16 protein-coding genes and 1 pseudogene are annotated in these 15,815 nt (G+C 72.9%); 12 read left to right on the plus strand and 5 right to left on the minus strand.

The genetic code is table 11. From position 1 onward, the window contains the following. Window positions 1–205 (plus strand): annotated as a pseudogene (locus tag ACXJKQ_RS22065) (ISL3 family transposase); the annotation flags it as partial. Between the two features lie 195 nt (window positions 206–400). On the opposite strand, the gene ACXJKQ_RS22070 reads toward ACXJKQ_RS22065, so the two are convergent. Next, complete coding sequence (locus ACXJKQ_RS22070) at window positions 401–931, minus strand: STM3941 family protein (protein ID WP_457107836.1); 531 nt, start codon at window positions 929–931, stop codon at window positions 401–403. 621 nt (window positions 932–1,552) lie between these two features. On the opposite strand from ACXJKQ_RS22070, the gene ACXJKQ_RS22075 reads away from it, so the two are divergent. Then, window positions 1,553–2,062: a hypothetical protein gene (locus ACXJKQ_RS22075; protein ID WP_457107837.1), complete on the plus strand. Its 510-nt coding sequence runs from the start codon at window positions 1,553–1,555 to the stop codon at window positions 2,060–2,062. After that, window positions 2,059–2,553 carry a hypothetical protein gene (locus ACXJKQ_RS22080; protein ID WP_457107838.1) on the plus strand — a complete coding sequence of 165 codons (495 nt, stop codon included), beginning with the start codon at window positions 2,059–2,061 and terminating at the stop codon, window positions 2,551–2,553. Before ACXJKQ_RS22075 ends, ACXJKQ_RS22080 begins: the two co-directional genes overlap by 4 nt. Window positions 2,554–2,582: 29 nt before the next feature. Here the strand turns inward: ACXJKQ_RS22080 and ACXJKQ_RS22085 are convergent, their stop codons facing one another. Continuing rightward, window positions 2,583–2,837, minus strand: coding sequence for a hypothetical protein (locus ACXJKQ_RS22085; protein WP_457107839.1), 255 nt, complete (start codon window positions 2,835–2,837; stop codon window positions 2,583–2,585). Window positions 2,838–3,079: 242 nt separating this feature from the next. Between ACXJKQ_RS22085 and ACXJKQ_RS22090 the strand changes: the two genes are divergently transcribed. From ACXJKQ_RS22090 to ACXJKQ_RS22105, 4 genes are all read left to right on the plus strand, one after another. Further along, on the plus strand, window positions 3,080–3,244 hold the full coding sequence (locus tag ACXJKQ_RS22090; protein WP_457107840.1) for a hypothetical protein: 165 nt from the start codon (window positions 3,080–3,082) through the stop codon (window positions 3,242–3,244). Window positions 3,245–3,352: 108 nt separating this feature from the next. Next, on the plus strand, window positions 3,353–4,132 hold the full coding sequence (locus ACXJKQ_RS22095) for an SDR family oxidoreductase (RefSeq protein WP_457107841.1): 780 nt from the start codon (window positions 3,353–3,355) through the stop codon (window positions 4,130–4,132). Window positions 4,133–4,185: 53 nt separating this feature from the next. After that, window positions 4,186–5,469, plus strand: coding sequence for an amidase (locus ACXJKQ_RS22100; RefSeq protein ID WP_457107842.1), 1,284 nt, complete (start codon window positions 4,186–4,188; stop codon window positions 5,467–5,469). Window positions 5,470–6,461: 992 nt separating this feature from the next. Next, the gene (locus tag ACXJKQ_RS22105) at window positions 6,462–7,271 is read left to right on the plus strand and encodes a class II aldolase/adducin family protein (protein WP_457107843.1); all 810 of its coding nucleotides are present in this window, start codon (window positions 6,462–6,464) and stop codon (window positions 7,269–7,271) included. A gap of 387 nt (window positions 7,272–7,658) precedes the next feature. Here the strand turns inward: ACXJKQ_RS22105 and ACXJKQ_RS22110 are convergent, their stop codons facing one another. Then, a complete protein-coding gene (locus ACXJKQ_RS22110) occupies window positions 7,659–8,558 on the minus strand; it encodes a LysR family transcriptional regulator (RefSeq protein WP_457107844.1) in 900 nt (299 codons plus the stop codon). Window positions 8,559–8,702: 144 nt separating this feature from the next. On the opposite strand from ACXJKQ_RS22110, the gene ACXJKQ_RS22115 reads away from it, so the two are divergent. Further along, window positions 8,703–10,850 (plus strand): malate synthase G, encoded by a 2,148-nt coding sequence (locus ACXJKQ_RS22115; protein ID WP_457107845.1) that lies wholly within the window; start codon window positions 8,703–8,705, stop codon window positions 10,848–10,850. Between the two features lie 85 nt (window positions 10,851–10,935). On the opposite strand, the gene ACXJKQ_RS22120 is transcribed toward ACXJKQ_RS22115, so the two are convergent. Beyond that, window positions 10,936–11,502, minus strand: coding sequence for a DUF1993 domain-containing protein (locus ACXJKQ_RS22120; protein WP_457107846.1), 567 nt, complete (start codon window positions 11,500–11,502; stop codon window positions 10,936–10,938). Between the two features lie 13 nt (window positions 11,503–11,515). After that, window positions 11,516–12,298 (minus strand): EscU/YscU/HrcU family type III secretion system export apparatus switch protein, encoded by a 783-nt coding sequence (locus ACXJKQ_RS22125; RefSeq protein WP_457107847.1) that lies wholly within the window; start codon window positions 12,296–12,298, stop codon window positions 11,516–11,518. Window positions 12,299–12,341: 43 nt separating this feature from the next. Here ACXJKQ_RS22125 and ACXJKQ_RS22130 point away from each other — a divergent pair, with 43 nt between their 5' ends. Genes ACXJKQ_RS22130 through ACXJKQ_RS22145 form a run of 4 tightly spaced genes read left to right on the plus strand, consistent with a single transcriptional unit; the run spans window position 12,342 to window position 15,754 of the window. Then, window positions 12,342–12,515 carry a hypothetical protein gene (locus ACXJKQ_RS22130; RefSeq protein WP_457107848.1) on the plus strand — a complete coding sequence of 58 codons (174 nt, stop codon included), beginning with the start codon at window positions 12,342–12,344 and terminating at the stop codon, window positions 12,513–12,515. Next, the gene (locus ACXJKQ_RS22135; protein WP_457107849.1) at window positions 12,512–13,789 is read left to right on the plus strand and encodes a chemotaxis protein; all 1,278 of its coding nucleotides are present in this window, start codon (window positions 12,512–12,514) and stop codon (window positions 13,787–13,789) included. The genes ACXJKQ_RS22130 and ACXJKQ_RS22135 overlap by 4 nt, the downstream gene beginning before the upstream one ends. Further along, window positions 13,786–15,249, plus strand: a complete 1,464-nt coding sequence (locus tag ACXJKQ_RS22140; protein WP_457107850.1) for a flagellar hook-length control protein FliK — start codon at window positions 13,786–13,788, stop codon at window positions 15,247–15,249. Before ACXJKQ_RS22135 ends, ACXJKQ_RS22140 begins: the two co-directional genes overlap by 4 nt. Continuing rightward, the gene (locus ACXJKQ_RS22145) at window positions 15,209–15,754 is read left to right on the plus strand and encodes a transglycosylase SLT domain-containing protein (RefSeq protein ID WP_457107851.1); all 546 of its coding nucleotides are present in this window, start codon (window positions 15,209–15,211) and stop codon (window positions 15,752–15,754) included. The genes ACXJKQ_RS22140 and ACXJKQ_RS22145 overlap by 41 nt, the downstream gene beginning before the upstream one ends. The last annotated feature ends 61 nt before the right edge of the window (window positions 15,755–15,815 follow it).

Consider the following 15,815-nt stretch of genomic DNA (forward strand, 5'->3'; position numbering starts at 1 on the left):
GACGCGCCCCTGCGGCGTGGCGGCATTGGAGACCTTCGCGGCTGGCTTGGCGCAGGACGGGCCGGCGGTTCGGGCGGCGCTGACGACGCCCTGGAGCAACGCGCAGGCTGAAGGGCAGATCAGTCGGCTGAAGATGCTCAAGCGTACCATGTACGGCCGCGCCAGCTTCGCACTCCGCCGCCGCCGCGTGCTCCTCGCTGCCTGATCCACGCAAAGTGCGGAAGAACCGCGAAGCCGAGGGAGGATCAGTCACAGGTTCGATCCCTGTCGCGCCCACCATTCAACCGACGGAGGTTGAATGGATTTCCGAACCGATAGCGGTCCCTCGGGTTCGGCAAACCTGAATCGGTCCGCCCCCTCCGGTCGAAGACAGCCTGGACCCTGACCGATCGGGGTCTCATCACCGGACTCCGCCGCTCCGATCGGACCAGCCGCGCTCGACCGCCGCGGACAGCGCCGGGAATCCCCCGCGCATTTCGATAGCCGCCATCCAGTATCGATGATCGCCGAGGACCCGGTTCAGCCGCGCGACGCGTCGCGCGCAGTTCGTCCAGGGAAGGGACGCATCGACGCGGGGATCGACCTCGAGCGCGATCACGCGCTGACGCCGGATCGCCACCGTCGCGATGCCGCGAATGGCCGTCCAGGGAATCCAGTCGGTCGAGAGCCTCCGATCGAAGATCCCGCGTGGCCCCACTGAGACCACCGGGCCGCGCTGGAACAGCATCGGGACCACGAGGGCCGCACAGAGGCCGAAGACACCGAGGCCGACATACGCCACGCAGGCCGTGAAGCTCCCGGTTGTCACCGCGGCGCGACCGGGTCCCGGAGGGTCGCCGATCAGCCAGAGGCAGGCGGCGACGAAGGCGCAGGCCCCCGCGAACAGCCCGGCCACTCTCCAGGGCGACCGGTGAATCTCGACGACGGTCAAGGCGATGGGCTCCCGCCGGCTTCCGGCCCGACCCGGCCGGCCGGACCGGGATCCTATAGCGAGGGCTCCCCGGCGGGTACCCGGTCGGGCTGGCCGCCCTGCGGGAGCCCCGTCCGGAGCGGCCCCAGCGGTCGCGGGCCTCGACCGACATCTCCAGCAGGGCCGAGGCGGTCGCCATGATGGCCAAGGCCGTCGCCGACCCGGCCGAGATCAGGACGACAATCGTTGCGACGACTTGCGGAGCGGTCATGGCGCACCTCCTCGGGTGCCATGATAGTGAGGATGGACAGCTATGACGGTGGCGGACGCGCCTGCGTGCGGGTGAGCACGGGCCGCATCGCGTCCCCGCCGGCGCCCCGTGCGGACCCACGGCGGTCGCAACGCACCCTCGGCCCAGGAGTGAGAACCGCAGCCCGTCCGGCCGCACACCGGTCCGACGGCGCCCGCCCGTGTGCCGGCGCAGCCCCCGTGATCGCGGATGCGGCGCGCCCGGCCGGGCTCCGCGGCCACCACCCGCCGCGTTAAGATTCCACCGGCCTGCGGCGGATCGTTTAACTATTTGTTAACCCATCTAAACAGTTTAGTCGGATCAGGATTGCGTTGACAGCGAGTGGAGGATCCGTGAGCGAGCTGCAGAGGCTTCTGAACGATCCCCGGTTCCGGCCGGCCGACAAGAGCCCCCGTGAAACCGGCGCCGCCCCCGAAGCCAATCTCGGCAGCGTCCTGCGCGTCGTTTCGTCGATGCACGCCCGGACCGAGTTTCCGAAGCCGCCCGCGTCGTCGCAGGACTGGGACGCGCTGATCCACCGGGTGCAGGCCGCGGCCCGTCAGGCGCGGGTGATCGAGGCGCAGGCCCGCGAGCGGGAAGAGCGCATCGAACACGTGCTGGAGCAGGTCCGGGCCGAGATCAACACGTCCAACGAGCGTGCCCGGATGGCCGAGATGCAGGCCCGCGACGCGCAGGTGCGCGCCGAGGCGCAGATCATCGCCGCCGAGGAGCGCGCCAAGGCCGCCGAGGCCCGCGCCGGCGCCGCCGAGGACCGGGCGCGGCAGGCCGAGGAGTGGCTGGAACGCGTCCAGCAGGCGATCCTGTCCGAGTTCTCGGATCTCACCGATCAGGCGGCGGCATGAGCATCGCAGCCCGGGCGCGGGCCGACCTGACGGAGGCGTCCCCCCTGGCCCCTCCGGTCGGGCCTCGCGACGGCGATGCCGCTCCGATCGACCGGGTCGTGGCACTGTTCGCCGGGGCCGCGGCGGCCGCCCCCACCATCCCGGCGGACGAGGACGACTGGACGACCTCCCTGGCCGCCGTGCGCGGCGTGGCGGTGCGGGTCCGCACCCTGCAGGCGCAGGCCCGCGACTCGGTCCGGGAGGCGCAGGGTTCGGTGCGCGCGGCCGAGGCGGCGATCCGCGCGGCGGAGGAGCGCGCCCGCCACGCCGAGACGCTGCTGCGGGCGGCCCTCGAACGGGCCGAGCACGCCGAGGCCGAGGCCCGCGCGGCCGGGGAGCGGGCCGACCGGGCGGAGGCCCAGCGGACCGAGGCACGCGCCTGGCTGCGTYGCATGCACGAGTGCATGGTCACCGAGTTCGGTGCCCTGTCCCGGGAGCCGGGCCAGGCCTGAGCGGGCCGGCGCCGGCGAGGGCCGCCGGGCTACGCCGCCGCCGGCGCGGCCATGACGTCGACCGCGTGCTGCGCCCAGCCATAGGGCTCGATGGGGCCGTGATAGACCGCGATCTCGAGCTGCAGGATCCGGATGCAGGCGTCGGACAGGCCCGGCAACAGGTCGCATCCGTCGCCGTCGACCGCGGACAGGATCCCGGGGAGCGGCCGACCCTCGGCATAGGTCACGAGGACGGTCTCACCGGCCTGGGGATCGAGCGGGTTGACGCAGTAGCGGGCCGGCATCCGGTCAGTCCTTCCCATGAATCACCCTGAGGATCGCCCCGATGATCCTCCAGGGCGCTGCGCCCTACCGCGGCCGTGTAACGCCCCGATGAAGGTCAGCCGCCACCGGCGCCGCGCCGGCCCGGATGTCCGCGTCCGGACGGTGCGGATCACCTGTGATTTCGACACCGACCCTTGCAGTCCGACCCCACAGCTTAATCCTGCGAAAACAATTCTCAGGCCAGAGAGTGAGGATCTCGTCGTTGCGTCTTCCGCGTGGCAGGCTCGCCGTGACCCTCAGCCTCGTCCTCAGCACGTCCCTTCCGCTTCTGACCGCGGCGATGGCCCTGTTGTGGGCGGGGTTCGTCGCCCCGGAGCGGGAGGAGCGTCCGGACGTGCGCGGCGCCCGCGACCTGCGCACGTGGTGAGCGCCGCGCCCCGTCCGGGCGCGCCGGGGCTGCTTCCGGGGACCGCGTCCGGCGCGCTATGACGGCCCGGACGCCCTCGCGGCGAGGGCCGGTTCGGGGAGGGCGCACATGGATCTCGGCTTGAGCGGGCGCCGGGCGCTCGTCTGCGCGGCGAGCAAGGGGCTGGGCAAGGGCTGCGCGCTGGCACTAGCCCGGGAGGGCGTCGCGGTGACGATCACCGCCCGGACCGCGGAGATCCTGGAGCGGACCGCCGCGGAGATCCGCCACGAGACCGGCGTCACGGTCACCGCCGTGGCGGGGGACATCGCCACCGAGGCCGGCCGGGCCGCCGCGCTCGCCGCCTGCCCCGCGCCCGACATCCTGGTCACCAATGCCGGCGGCCCGCCCCCGGGCGATTTCCGCGAGTGGGACCGCGACGCCTGGATCCGGGCGCTCGACGCTAACATGCTGGCGCCGATCGCGCTGATCCAGGCCACCGTCGACGGCATGATCGCCCGCGGCTTCGGCCGGATCGTCAACATCACCTCCGGCGCCGTGAAGGCGCCGATCGCGCATCTCGGCCTGTCGAACGGCGCTCGCTCGGGGTTGACGGGGTTCGTGGCCGGCCTCGCGCGGCAGACGGTGCGGCACGGCGTGACGATCAACAACCTGCTGCCCGGCCCCTTCGACACCGACCGGATCCGCAGCAACGCCGCCGCGGGCGCCGCCAAGGCCGGCACGACCGTGGAGGCGTTCCTGGAGGCCCGCGCCCGCGACAATCCCGCCGGCCGCTTCGGGGAGCCGGAGGAGTTCGGGGCCGCCTGCGCGTTCCTGTGCAGCCGGCAGGCCGGGTTCATCACCGGCCAGAATCTCCTGATGGACGGCGGTGCCTATCCCGGCACGGTCTGAGGCGGGTCCCCGCCTTGCATGGGGGTGCGCGGGACGAGGATGCGGTGAGGGTCATGAGCATACGCGAGATCGTCGAAGAACGCCTGGCGCGGATCGAGGCCGGCGATCCGGCGGTCTTCACCCGCCTCTACCGGGACGGCGCCCGCGCGGCGGCGGAGGCCGCCGAGGCCCGCCGCCGGGACGGCGTCGCGCTCGGGCCGCTCGACGGCGCGATCGTGTCGATCAAGGACCTGTTCGACGTGGCGGGCGAGACGACGCGCGCCGGCTCGGTCCTCCTGGCGGACGCCGCCCCGGCCGGGGCCGACGCCCCGGTGGTCGCCCGCCTGCGCCGGGCCGGGGCGGTGATCCTGGGCAAGACCAACATGTCCGAGTTCGCCTTCTCGGGGCTCGGGCTCAACCCGCATTACGGCACCCCCGGCAACGCCGCCGATCCGGCGCGCATCCCGGGGGGCTCGTCCTCCGGCGCCGGGGTCTCGGTGGGGCAGGGGACGAGCGACATCGCGATCGGCTCGGACACGGGCGGCTCCGTGCGGATCCCCGCCTCCCTGAACGGCGTGGTCGGCTTCAAGCCCACCGCCCGGCGGGTGCCCCTGGAGGGGGCCTTCCCCCTGTCGTTCTCCCTCGATTCCCTCGGCCCGCTCGCCCGGACCGTGGCGGCGTGCGCGGCGGCCGACGCCGTGATGGCCGGCGCGGAGCCCGCACCGCTTGAGGCGTTCCCCCTCGCCGGCCTGCGGATCGGCGTGCCCCGGGGCCTGATGTTCACCGAGACGGAGCCCTGCGTCGCCGAGGCCTTCGAGCGGGTGCTGGCGCTCCTGTCCCGGACCGGCGCCCGGGTCGTCGACCACCCGATCGACGATCTCCTGGCCGCCATGGACGCGGCCCTGCCGGACGGCTCCATCGCGGCGATCGAGGCGGCGGCGATCCATGCCGACTGGCTGGACAGCGAGGCGTCCCGCTACGACCCGCGCGTCCACCGCCGGATCGCCGCCGGCCGGTCGGCGCCGGCCGCGCGCTACGTCCGGACGATGCGCCGCCGGGCCGAGCTGATCGCGGCCCTCGACCGGCGGCTCGCGCCCCTCGACGTGCTGGCCCTGCCGGCGACCGCCGCCACGGCGCCGCTGACCGCGCCGCTCCAGGCCGACGACGCGGCCTTCCTGGCGATGAACCGGCTGATGCTGCGCAACACGGCCTTCGGCAACTTCTTCGACCTCGCCGGCCTGTCCCTGCCGATGCCCGGGCTCGCCCGGCCGGCGGGGCTGATGCTGCTGGCCCGGCACGGGCAGGACCGCCGCCTCCTGGCGATCGGGGCCGGGGTCGAGGCCGCCCTGGCGGCCTGACACGGGGCGGCGCGCCCGTCCGACGCCGCCCCGGGATCCGGGCGGGACCCGGCCGTCCCGTGGCCCGGGACTCCCTTGGCCCGGAACTCCCTTGGCCCGGAACTCCCTTGGCCCAGGACACAGGGAAGCGGCCCCGCGCGGCGCACCGCCGGGGGCATGACGAAATCCGTGGCCCCACCCGCCTCCGGGGTGACGCGGGACGCCGCGAAGCCCAAACGCAACGTTGCTCAAAGCCGGCTTCCCGGCGTCCCGCGGACGCGCCGCGCGCACCGGCAGGCCGGTGTCCGTCCGCGTCCGTTCGTGCGTCCGGTGTCCGTCACGCGGGGGCTCGAATGACGCTAAGTCGTTCCAGGGTGCGGATCGCCCCCCGACGCTTCCGAGCGAGCCTTCGTCGCACGCCCCCTCGTGATGGAGGGCGCCGTCTGACCACCACACCGCCCAGGACAGGGTCGCCGATCGGCCCTGAACGGCCCGCGGCATTTCCTCCGCCGGCCGCCGCCCAGCCCGAGCCGGGGGCATGTCGAGTCCCGCGCCCGGGGCTGCCGCAGCCGACGGCAGACGCAGGCACCGTCCCGCCGCCACCGGTCCGGCGGCTGACCGGACCGACGCCCCGAGGCGCCTCACGGCGCGTCACGGCAAGTGGGGGACTTGGAGCACAAAATAGGAACATTGTCAAGATGCGGCGGCGCCCTTCGCGGCCGTTCCCCTCCGTATCCGCAGCCTGCGGCACCCGCGCCGGCGCCTCTCGCAGAAGCCGGCCAGCAGGACGCCACAGGCTCCCGTCGAGCCGCAGGACGAGAGCGCGGGCGGGAGGAGGGGGGCCGCCCGCCCTGGGCCTCCCGGTCCGGCGCATTGCCGGACGGCGTCCCGTGGTGCACCCTGCCGGCGTTCCCGGCCCGATCCGCGCCCCTGGCGCGCGGCCGCGCCGGGGGACCGGGACCGCCCGCGCCGGGCGGCGATCCCGATCGGACCGGCCGGCAGGGAGCCGTCGCATGAGCGCAGCCACGCAGTCGATCGTCGCGGACCGGGACGCGGAGCCCGGCGGAGGGGATCGGGAGGCGGTCCAGGCGATGCGCGTCGATCTCGCGGCGGCCTACCGGCTGATCCATCGGCTGGGCCTCGACGACAGCATCTACACCCACATCTCGGCGCGGCTCCCCGGGGGCGGGCACCGGTTCCTGATCAACCCCTACGGGCTGCGCTTCGAGGAGGTCACGCCGGCCAACCTCGTCACCGTGGATATCGACGGGCGCGTGATCGAGGATCCGATGGGGCTCGGCATCAACCCGGCCGGGTTCACGATCCACAGCGCCATCCACGCGGCGCGCCACGACGCGGTCTGCGTGCTGCACACCCACACGGTGGCGGGGGTCGCGGTCTCCTGCCAGGAGGAGGGGCTCCTGCCCCTGAACCAGTGGTCGATGCAGTTCGCGGGGCGCCTCGCCTACCACGACTACGAGGGCATCGCCCTCGACCTCGACGAGCGGCAGCGGCTGGTGGCCGATCTGGGCGACAAGCCCGTGATGGTGCTGCGCAACCACGGGCTGCTGACCTGCGGGCGCACGGTCGGGGAGGCGTTCCGGCTGATGCACAACATGGAGCGCTCGTGCCGGGCGCAGCTGGCCCTCCAGGCGGCGGGTGCCCCGGTGATCCGGCCGTCGGCCGCCGTCGCCGCCAAGACCGCCGGGCAATACGCCGCCGGCTACGACCGCGTCGTGGTCCAGGGGGCGCCCGACAGCGAGTGGGCGGCGTTCAAGCGGATGCTGGCGCGCACGGATCCGGATTTCTTCGCGGCGGGGTAACGACGCGGCCCCGCAGAGCCGTGCGGGCCGGCGGGCTCGACGCCGGCGGCTCAGGGACGGCGGGTCCCCGCTCCACCCGAGCCGGGCTTGCCCGGCTTGGGCTCCCCGGTGCGGATCTTGGGCAGGCCCGAGATCCGTCGGGAGAGGGACAGGTTTAGGGATGTGCGGCATCCGCAGACAGCGCTACGCGCCCGCCTGCCGACCTCGTGCTCCATCCTGAAGGTTCTCGACCCTCACCCCAACCCTCTCCCGCACGGGAGAGGGGGCGCGTCGCGCTCCGCCGCCAGCGCCCGTGTCCGACCCGGTTGTGTGCCCCTCTTAGCCGGTGCGGGCGCGGGGCCGGTGGCGTCACGGCCCCGCGCCGCCTGACCGGACCGGTCCGCCCGCTCACCCCTCCGCCCAGGCTGCGCTCGACCGGTAGATCTGCCGGAAGAACGCGATGAACGCCCGGGTCTTGGCGGGCACGAAGGCCCGGCTCGGATAGACCGCGAAGATCCCCGCCGAGGCCGCCGCCGTGTAGGCGGGCAGGACCACCTCCAGCAGGCCGTCGCGCAGCTCCGCGTGCACGTCCCAGGTCGAGCGCAGCGCGATCCCGAGGCCGCCGATCACCGCCTCGCGCACCACCTCGTTGGAATGGGTGCGCAGGGGACCCGACGCGCTGACCGTGCAGGGGCCCTCCGGCCCGATGAGCCGCCAGGGATTCTGGTTCTCGGTGGCGAGGCAGACATGGTCGCGCAGGGCGTCGAGGGTCTCCGGGCGCCCCGCCGCGTCGAGGTAGCCCGGCCGCGCGCAGAGGACCCGCCGCACCGGGGCGAGGCGCACCGCCGTCAGACCCGAACTCTCCAGCGCCCCCACCCGGATGGCGAGGTCGTAGCCGCGCTCGACGATCGATTCGAAATCGTCGCTCAGCTCCAGGTTCAGCACGAGGTCGGGGTGGAGGGCGAAGAAGGCCCGCAGGTGCGGGACGATGTGCAGCCGCCCGAAGGAGCTCGGCGCCGTCACCCGCAGGGTCCCCCGCGCCCGGGTCGCCGTCTGCGACACGAGGCTCTCGGCCTCCGCGATGGCGTCGACGATCGGGGCGATCCGCTGGAAGAACGCCGCGCCGACATCGGTCGGGGCCACCCGCCGGGTGGTGCGGTGCAGCAGGCGCACGGCGAGGCGCTGCTCCAGCCGCTTCAGCCGCTTCGAGACCACCGCCACCGACAGGCCGAGCTCCGACCCGGCCTGCGTGAGGCTGCCGGTGCGGACCACCCGGGCGAAGATCTCCAGGTCGCTCTGGTCGTGCATTCTCAACGCTGCGGAAAAAATCAAATCCCTTTTGGCGCCTTTCTCGCGGGTGCCAAGGGGTCTATCGACTAACAGCTCAAAAAAATTTCACCCGTCGTCCGAATTTTTCTGACGGCCGGGCCGTCCGCAGCTGAAGGAGCCGCCATGTCGGGTCTCATCGTCGCCGAGGAACTCCGCACCTTCCTGTCCGAGGAGGCGCTGCCCGGGACGGGCCTTTCGGCCGACACGTTCTGGTCGGGCTTCGAGTCCCTCGTCCGGGATCTCGCACCGCACAACCGGGCGCTGCTCGACCGGCGCGACGGCCTCCAGGCCGACATCGATTCCTGGCACCGCGACCATCGCGGCCAGCCGCACGACCCGGCCGCCTACGCGGCCTACCTGACCCGGATCGGTTACCTGCAGCCGGAGCCCGCGGCCGTGCGGGTGACCACCGGGAACGTCGACGCCGAGATCGCCGCCATCGCCGGCCCGCAGCTCGTCGTGCCGATCTCCAACGCCCGCTACGCGCTCAACGCCGCCAATGCCCGCTGGGGCAGCCTCTACGACGCCCTCTACGGCACCGACGCGATCCCGCAGGACGGCGACCTCGCCGCCGGCAGCGGCTTCAACCCGGCCCGGGGCGCCGCGGTGGTGGCCAGGACCAAGGCGTTCCTCGACGCCGCCGCGCCGCTCAGCGTCGGCTCCTGGGCCGATGCCGTGGGCTTCGCCGTGGCGGAGGGCCGCCTCGCCGTCGATCTCGGCGCCGGCCGGAGCGCCAGCCTGACGGGCGGGGCCGCGTTCGCGGGCTTCACCGGCGAGGCCACGGCGCCGACCGCGCTCCTCCTGCGCCACAACGGCCTGCACATCGAGATCGTCCTCGACCGAACGAGCCCGATCGGCCGCACCGACCCGGCCGGCATCGCCGACGTGGTGCTGGAATCCGCCCTCTCGACCATCATGGACATGGAGGATTCGGTCGCCGCCGTGGACGCGGCCGACAAGGTCGCGGTCTACCGCAGCTGGCTCGGCCTGATGCGCGGCGACCTCGTCGCCACCCTGTCCAAGGGCGGCCGCACGGTCGAGCGGCGGCTCGCCGCGGATCGCACCTACACGGCCCCCGACGGCGGGCGCCTGACCCTGCCGGGGCGGTCGCTGATGCTGGTCCGGCACGTCGGCCACCACATGGACACCGACGCCGTGACCCTCGACGGCGCCGAGATCCCCGAGACGATCCTCGACGCGGCGGTGACCGCGCTCATCGCCCTGCACGACCTGAACGGCACCGGCGCCTTGCGCAACAGCCGGACCGGCTCGGTCTACATGGTCAAGCCGAAGCTGCACGGCCCCGACGAGGTCGCCTTCGCGGTGGAGCTGTTCGGGCGCGTCGAGGCCCTCGTCGGCCTCGCGCCGCGGACCCTCAAGATCGGCGTGATGGACGAGGAGCGGCGCACGACGCTGAACCTCAAGGCGGCGATCGCCGCGGCATCCGACCGGCTGTTCTTCATCAACACCGGCTTCCTCGACCGGACCGGCGACGAGATCCACACCTCCCTGGAGGCCGGCCCCGTGGTCCGCAAGGATTCCATGAAGGCGACCGCCTGGATCCAGGCCTACGAGGACGGCAACGTCGATGCCGGCCTCGCCTGCGGCCTGCCGGGCCACGCGCAGATCGGCAAGGGCATGTGGGCCGCCCCCGACCGGATGGCGGCGATGCTGGAGGCCAAGGGCGCCCATCCGGAGGCCGGCGCCAACACCGCCTGGGTCCCGTCCCCGACGGCCGCCACGCTCCACGCCCTGCACTACCATCGGACGGATGTCCGCGCCCGCCAGGCGGACCTCGCCAGCCGGGTGCCCGCCACCCGGGAGGCCATGCTGACCCTGCCGCTCGCCGAGGGCGCCTTCGCGCCGGAGGCGGTGCGGGAGGAGCTCGACAACAACTGCCAGGGGATCCTGGGCTACGTGGTCCGCTGGGTCGACCAGGGCGTCGGCTGCTCGAAGGTGCCGGACATCCACGAGGTCGGCCTGATGGAGGACCGCGCCACCCTGCGGATCTCCAGCCAGCACATCGCCAACTGGCTGCGCCACGGGATCGTCGACCGGGCGCAGGTCGCCGCGGCGCTGCGGCGGATGGCGGCGGTCGTCGACCGCCAGAACGCCGGTGATCCGGCCTACCGGCCGATGGCCCCGGACTTCGACGGCCCGGCCTTCCGCGCCGCGGAGGCCCTGGTGTTCGAGGGGGCGCAGCAGCCGAACGGCTACACGGAGTTCGTGCTGCACCGGTTCCGCCGGGAGGCGAAGAACCAAGCGGTCTGAACACCGATCACGGGTTCCGGGGGCGCCGCGCCCCGGGATCCGTGCGGCCGACACCGCAGGAGGCGCGGCGGCGCGGCAGCATCGCTCAGACCCGCCCCGCACCGGCCCGGCGATACGCGAACATGTGCGGCACGTAATCAGCCTTACCGATGGCGATGCCCTGGTTCCGCAGGATCGCGTAGGCGCCGACGACGTGAAAGTAGAATTGCGGCAGAGCCCAGTCCCGCGCGTAGGACCCGCCCGTCAGATCGAAGGTGAGGCCCCCTGGAAGATCGAGGGCGATCGCGAAGTCCGCTCCGCCATCGAGGGCAGCGGGCTCCAGCTCGTCCAGACAGGCGAGCGCCTCCGTGATCCGCGCCTTCGCCGCAGCGACAGTGCCGGGCCTGTCGCGCATGTCCCAGCCCTCCGCAGCGATCTGCCCGAGCCAGGCGGGGAGCGCCCGGCCGGTGAGCCGGTAAACCGCCTCCTGAGCCTGAAACGCCGCGAAGCGGATCTGCGAGGCGAGCGGAAGCATATCCGGCGCGAGCCGGGCAGCGAGGAGATCCTCCGCCACATCAGGTCTCTGTTCCAGAGCCTTGTCGAGCAGGCCCGCCAAGGTCCGCAGCATCTGCCGGTAAGTCGGAACGAGCAGATCGGTCAACGACATGGCCATGCATCCTCTCCGCTCAGCGCCGCTTGCGCGTCATCACGTAGACGAGCAGGTTCGCCACCGCCCGGTAGAATTCCGCCGGGATGGCGTGGTCGACTTCGACATGGTCGTACATCGCCCGGGTCAGGGCCTTGTCGACGACGACCTCGATGCCGTGCTTCTCGGCGATCTCGCGGATGCGCAGGGCGATCAGGTCCTTGCCCTTGGCCAGCACCATGGGGGCGTCGTTCTCGCCCTGGTCGTAGCGCAGGGCGATCGCATAGTGCGTCGGATTGGCCAGGATCATCGTGGCGCGGGGGACCGCCGCCATCATCTGCTTGCGCCGCCGGTCCTGCGCCAGGGAGCGCAGGCGGGCCTTCACCACCGGATCGCCCTCGAGCTGCTTGAACTCGTCCTTCAGCTCCCGCCGCGACATCCGCAGGTCCCGCTGCCAGCGCAGGCGGGACCAGACCAGATCGCCCGCCACCAGCGCGATGGTCGCCACGCTGACCGCGGAGATCAGGCGGACCGACAGGGTCAGCAGGAACTCGGGCAGGCCGATCGGATCCACAAACATGACGTTCACGATCTCGTGCCGGTCTGCGCGCAGGACCATGAAGGACATGCCGCCGATCGCCAGGAACTTGAAGAGACTTTTCCCGAACTCGACGAACCCTTGCGTGCTGAAGATCCGCTTCCAGCCGCTGGCGGGCGAGATGCGGGACCATTGCGGCTGGATGCGATCAAACACGATGCGGGGCGCGTTCTGAAAGATCGAGGCGGCGATCCCGGCGACGAGCAGGATCACCAGGATGGGCATCAGGAACCGGCCCATCTCCAGGGCCAGGGCCTCGATGAGGCGCGTGGCGTCCGGGCTGGCCTACGTTCCATCCTACATGCTCACCCGGGCCGGCCTTGACGAGGGGCGGATCTGGCGGGTCGAGGGGGCTGCGGACCGGACGCCGCGCAACGCCGCGGATCCGAAGGCCCCCGAGAACAGGCGGATCGAGATCCTCTTGCAGGGATCTCCGGGATGAGGCGGACCTTGCCGGGCCTGATCAGCCTGATCGCCGTGGGGCTCGCGGGACCGGGCGCCGCGGAGCCGGCCGCCCCGCCGCAGCCGGCGCCACAGGTGGAGCGGCAGCCCATCCCGGATCCGAACGCGCCCAATGCCCCGATCGGCGCGCTGCCGGCCGGGACGGGGGGACCCGTCGCCTGGGTGCGCACGCTGCAATTGCTGCAGGACCGGGTCGCCGCGGGATCCCTGGTCGCCCACGAGAGCCAGCCCCTGCTGATCGCCCGAATCAACGCGGATCTGCTGAACGCGACGCCGGACGCCTGGTCCGATCGCCGCAACCTCCGGGCGGCCGTGGTCTTCGCCCTGAGCGGCGGTGGTCCCGCCATCCTGCGGCACCTGACCGCGCGGGACGGGCTCGCCGAACCCGAGGCGTCGCTCGCGCGCGGGGCGCTGGCCTATATCGAGGGGCGGGAGGCCGAGGCGAAGCGTCTCCTCGGGGAGATCGACACGACGAGCCTGCCGCCGACGCTGGCCGGCGCGATCGGCCTGACGCAGGCTTCCCTCGCCCTGACCGAGAACCCTGTCCGCGCCGTCGACCTGCTCGATCAGGTCCGGTTGCTGCTGCCGGGAACCCTCGCGGAGGAGGGAGCCCTGCGCCGCGAGATCTTCACCCTCGGGCAGACCGGCGACCTGACGAAGTTCGAGGCCCTGGCCATCCAGTACCTGCGCCGTTACCCGCATTCGGTCTATGCCGGCAATTTCCGGCAGCGCCTCGGTTTCCAGCTGACCCAGTTCGACGTCGGCCAGGACCCGGCGCGCTTCGCGACGATGAACCGGATCCTGAACGAACTCGGCTCCGACAGCCGACGGGACCTGTACCTGCTGATGGCCCGGACGGCGATCCGGCAGGGAAGGACGGGCGCGACCCTTCTGGCCGCCGACCGGGCATTGGCGCTCTGCGCGCCCGGGAGCCGGGAAGCGCATCAGGCCCGGCTCTACCGGGCAGCGGCCGAGATCGTCAGCCTGGCGACGTTCCAATCGGGGCTACTGACCTTGCGGAGCCTGGACAGGACCAAGCTGCCGGCCGGCGACCTGTCCCTTCTGGCGACGGCGCTGTCGACGGCGGAGGAGATCGGGCGCGGTCTGGAGGGCCGAACGACTCTTCCGGAGGCCAAGGGCCTGTCCCCGCGGCCGGTGCAAGCAGCAGCGGCCGACGGACCCGAAAGCCTGATCCCCAAGGCCCGAGCGACGATCGATCACGTCGATCTGCTCCTCAGCAAGGCGCGTCCGTGACCCCGATCTCCGCCACGGCTCAGAAGTCCTCCCCGAAGCTCGACCGGGACATCTTGGCGCCCAAACCGGAGGCCGATCCGCCGGCTGCGTCGGAGGCGGTCCAGCCGCGTGGGTTCGGGGCGGTCCTGCAGGCGGCCGCGCGTCCCCCCGGGGCCGCCCCTGTCGCGGCCGGACCGGGTGAGGCGGACGAGGAGGCCGGGTTCGCCGAGGCCGCTGGATCGGGGGATGGGCCGGGCGTCTCCGGGACCATCCCGGCCTTGCCGACAACCGACGCCGCCGCGATCCTCGCCGGCATCCTGAGTACGATGCGTCCGGCCGACGTGCCGGCGCCGGCCTCTGTGGCCGGCACCGGGGATGGGTCCCCCCGCCCGGCCGGATCCGCGTCTCCCGGTTCCGGCATCCCCGCGACGACCGGGGATGCCGGCGGCCCGGGAGTGCCGGACGACGTATCCGGCCTCGGACGGGCTCCGGCGGTCGCGGTGCTCGACCGCGCCGTGCACTTCAAGCCCGTCCTGTCCAGCGCGGTGCCGGGCGCCGACACGGCACCGGGCGCCCCTGAGAAACCGGTCACCACCGCGGGGGCGGGCTCTACGCGGCCGACCTTCGCCGCGCCCGGCGCGCCCGCGTCAGCGAAGACTGATATCGCGGCAGATCCGCCTGTCCGGACCGGACGGCCGAACTCCGCCGCCGCCGGGACACCGCAGGTCCCGCTATCGGTCCGAATCCCGCCGGAACCACAGCCGGGCGACAGTGCCCCCGGCAGCCCTGCAGCCGCACCTGATCGGTCGGACGTCCCCAAGCCGGAGGACAGCTGGGCGGTCGTCGGGATCGCAGGTTCCGGCACTGCCAGGACCGTCATGGCCTCAGCCGACCGGCACGCGCCGGCGAACGGCCCGGCCTCCGAATCCCGGGCCGCGGCCGGGGCCGGGCCGGGCACACTCGTTCTCGCCCTGCCGACGATCGCCGCGGCCATCGCGGATGAGATCGCGCGTGCGGCGACACCCGGCCCGGATCCGGTCGGCAATCGTGCCGACCCGGCTGTGGCTCCCCCCCCGGACGGGCCGCTGCGGGTGCTCAGGATCCAACTGAAGCCGGAGGAGCTGGGGACCGTCACGGTGGAGCTGCGGCTCGCGAACGGCCAGCTGGAGACGCACCTGCGGGCCTCGCGGCCGGAGACGGCGACCCTCCTGCACCGGGACGCGGCGATCCTCACCGACCTGCTGAAGCAGGCCAACTATCAGGCCACCGTGACCGTCGGGCCGGCCCGCCCGGCCGATGCGGGGGGCTTTTCCGGAGGCGCCCCGCCCCAGGGGCAGCCCAACTTCACCGATGGGGGCGCACGGCCGGGCACGGGCGAGAACCGGCAGCGTCGGGCGGCGCATCCCTCGGCCACCGGCCGGCACGACGGAGAGCGGATGGATGAAACGGTACGTCCTCGCGACGGCGGCGTTTATCTGTAGCGCGGTCCCGGCCGCGGCGACGGTGTGCGAGGCCGAGATGGGCCGTGCCTCGGCCCGCTACGGAGTGCCCCTCGGCGTGCTCTACGCCGTCGGCCTCACCGAGACGGGCAAGCGCGGCTCGCTCCAGCCCTACGCCATGAATATCGAAGGGAAGGCCTATTTCGCGACCGGGCTCCAGGACGTGCTCGCCCACTTCACCGAGGCGCGCCGCAGGGGTGCGCGCCTGATCGATCTCGGCTGCATGCAGATCAACCATCGCTATCACGGCGGCAAGTTCGGCTCGGTGGAGGCCATGATCGACCCGCACGCGAATGTCGACTACGCGACGCAGTTCCTCCGGGACCTGAAGAAGCGGGAGGGCAGCTGGACGATGGCCGTGGCGCGCTATCATGCCGGCCCGCACAACAACGCGGCGCAGAAGATCTACATCTGCCGGGTGGTGGCGAACATGGTCGCGACGGGCTTCGGCCAATGGACGCCAGCCGCAGCGCAATTCTGCCGGTGATCGGCCGCGTTCGGGACGGCGGCCCGGACGGAGGGATTCGGGCGGGGAGGCGGCATGGAAC

The sequence above is a fragment of the Methylobacterium sp. P5_C11 genome, assembly GCF_054049775.1.

Bases quoted from the DNA above. Each gene is read 5' to 3' on its own strand.
- ACXJKQ_RS22135 (WP_457107849.1), top strand. From the start codon at position 12,512: ATGAGGCGGACCTTGCCGGGCCTGATCAGCCTGATCGCCGTGGGGCTC.
- ACXJKQ_RS22120 (WP_457107846.1), bottom strand. From the start codon at position 11,502: ATGGCCATGTCGTTGACCGATCTGCTCGTTCCGACTTACCGGCAGATG.
- ACXJKQ_RS22125 (WP_457107847.1), bottom strand. From the start codon at position 12,298: ATGCCCATCCTGGTGATCCTGCTCGTCGCCGGGATCGCCGCCTCGATC.
- ACXJKQ_RS22085 (WP_457107839.1), bottom strand. From the start codon at position 2,837: ATGCCGGCCCGCTACTGCGTCAACCCGCTCGATCCCCAGGCCGGTGAG.
- ACXJKQ_RS22100 (WP_457107842.1), top strand. From the start codon at position 4,186: ATGAGCATACGCGAGATCGTCGAAGAACGCCTGGCGCGGATCGAGGCC.
- ACXJKQ_RS22145 (WP_457107851.1), top strand. From the start codon at position 15,209: ATGAAACGGTACGTCCTCGCGACGGCGGCGTTTATCTGTAGCGCGGTC.
- ACXJKQ_RS22115 (WP_457107845.1), top strand. From the start codon at position 8,703: ATGTCGGGTCTCATCGTCGCCGAGGAACTCCGCACCTTCCTGTCCGAG.
- ACXJKQ_RS22095 (WP_457107841.1), top strand. From the start codon at position 3,353: ATGGATCTCGGCTTGAGCGGGCGCCGGGCGCTCGTCTGCGCGGCGAGC.
- ACXJKQ_RS22110 (WP_457107844.1), bottom strand. From the start codon at position 8,558: ATGCACGACCAGAGCGACCTGGAGATCTTCGCCCGGGTGGTCCGCACC.
- ACXJKQ_RS22105 (WP_457107843.1), top strand. From the start codon at position 6,462: ATGAGCGCAGCCACGCAGTCGATCGTCGCGGACCGGGACGCGGAGCCC.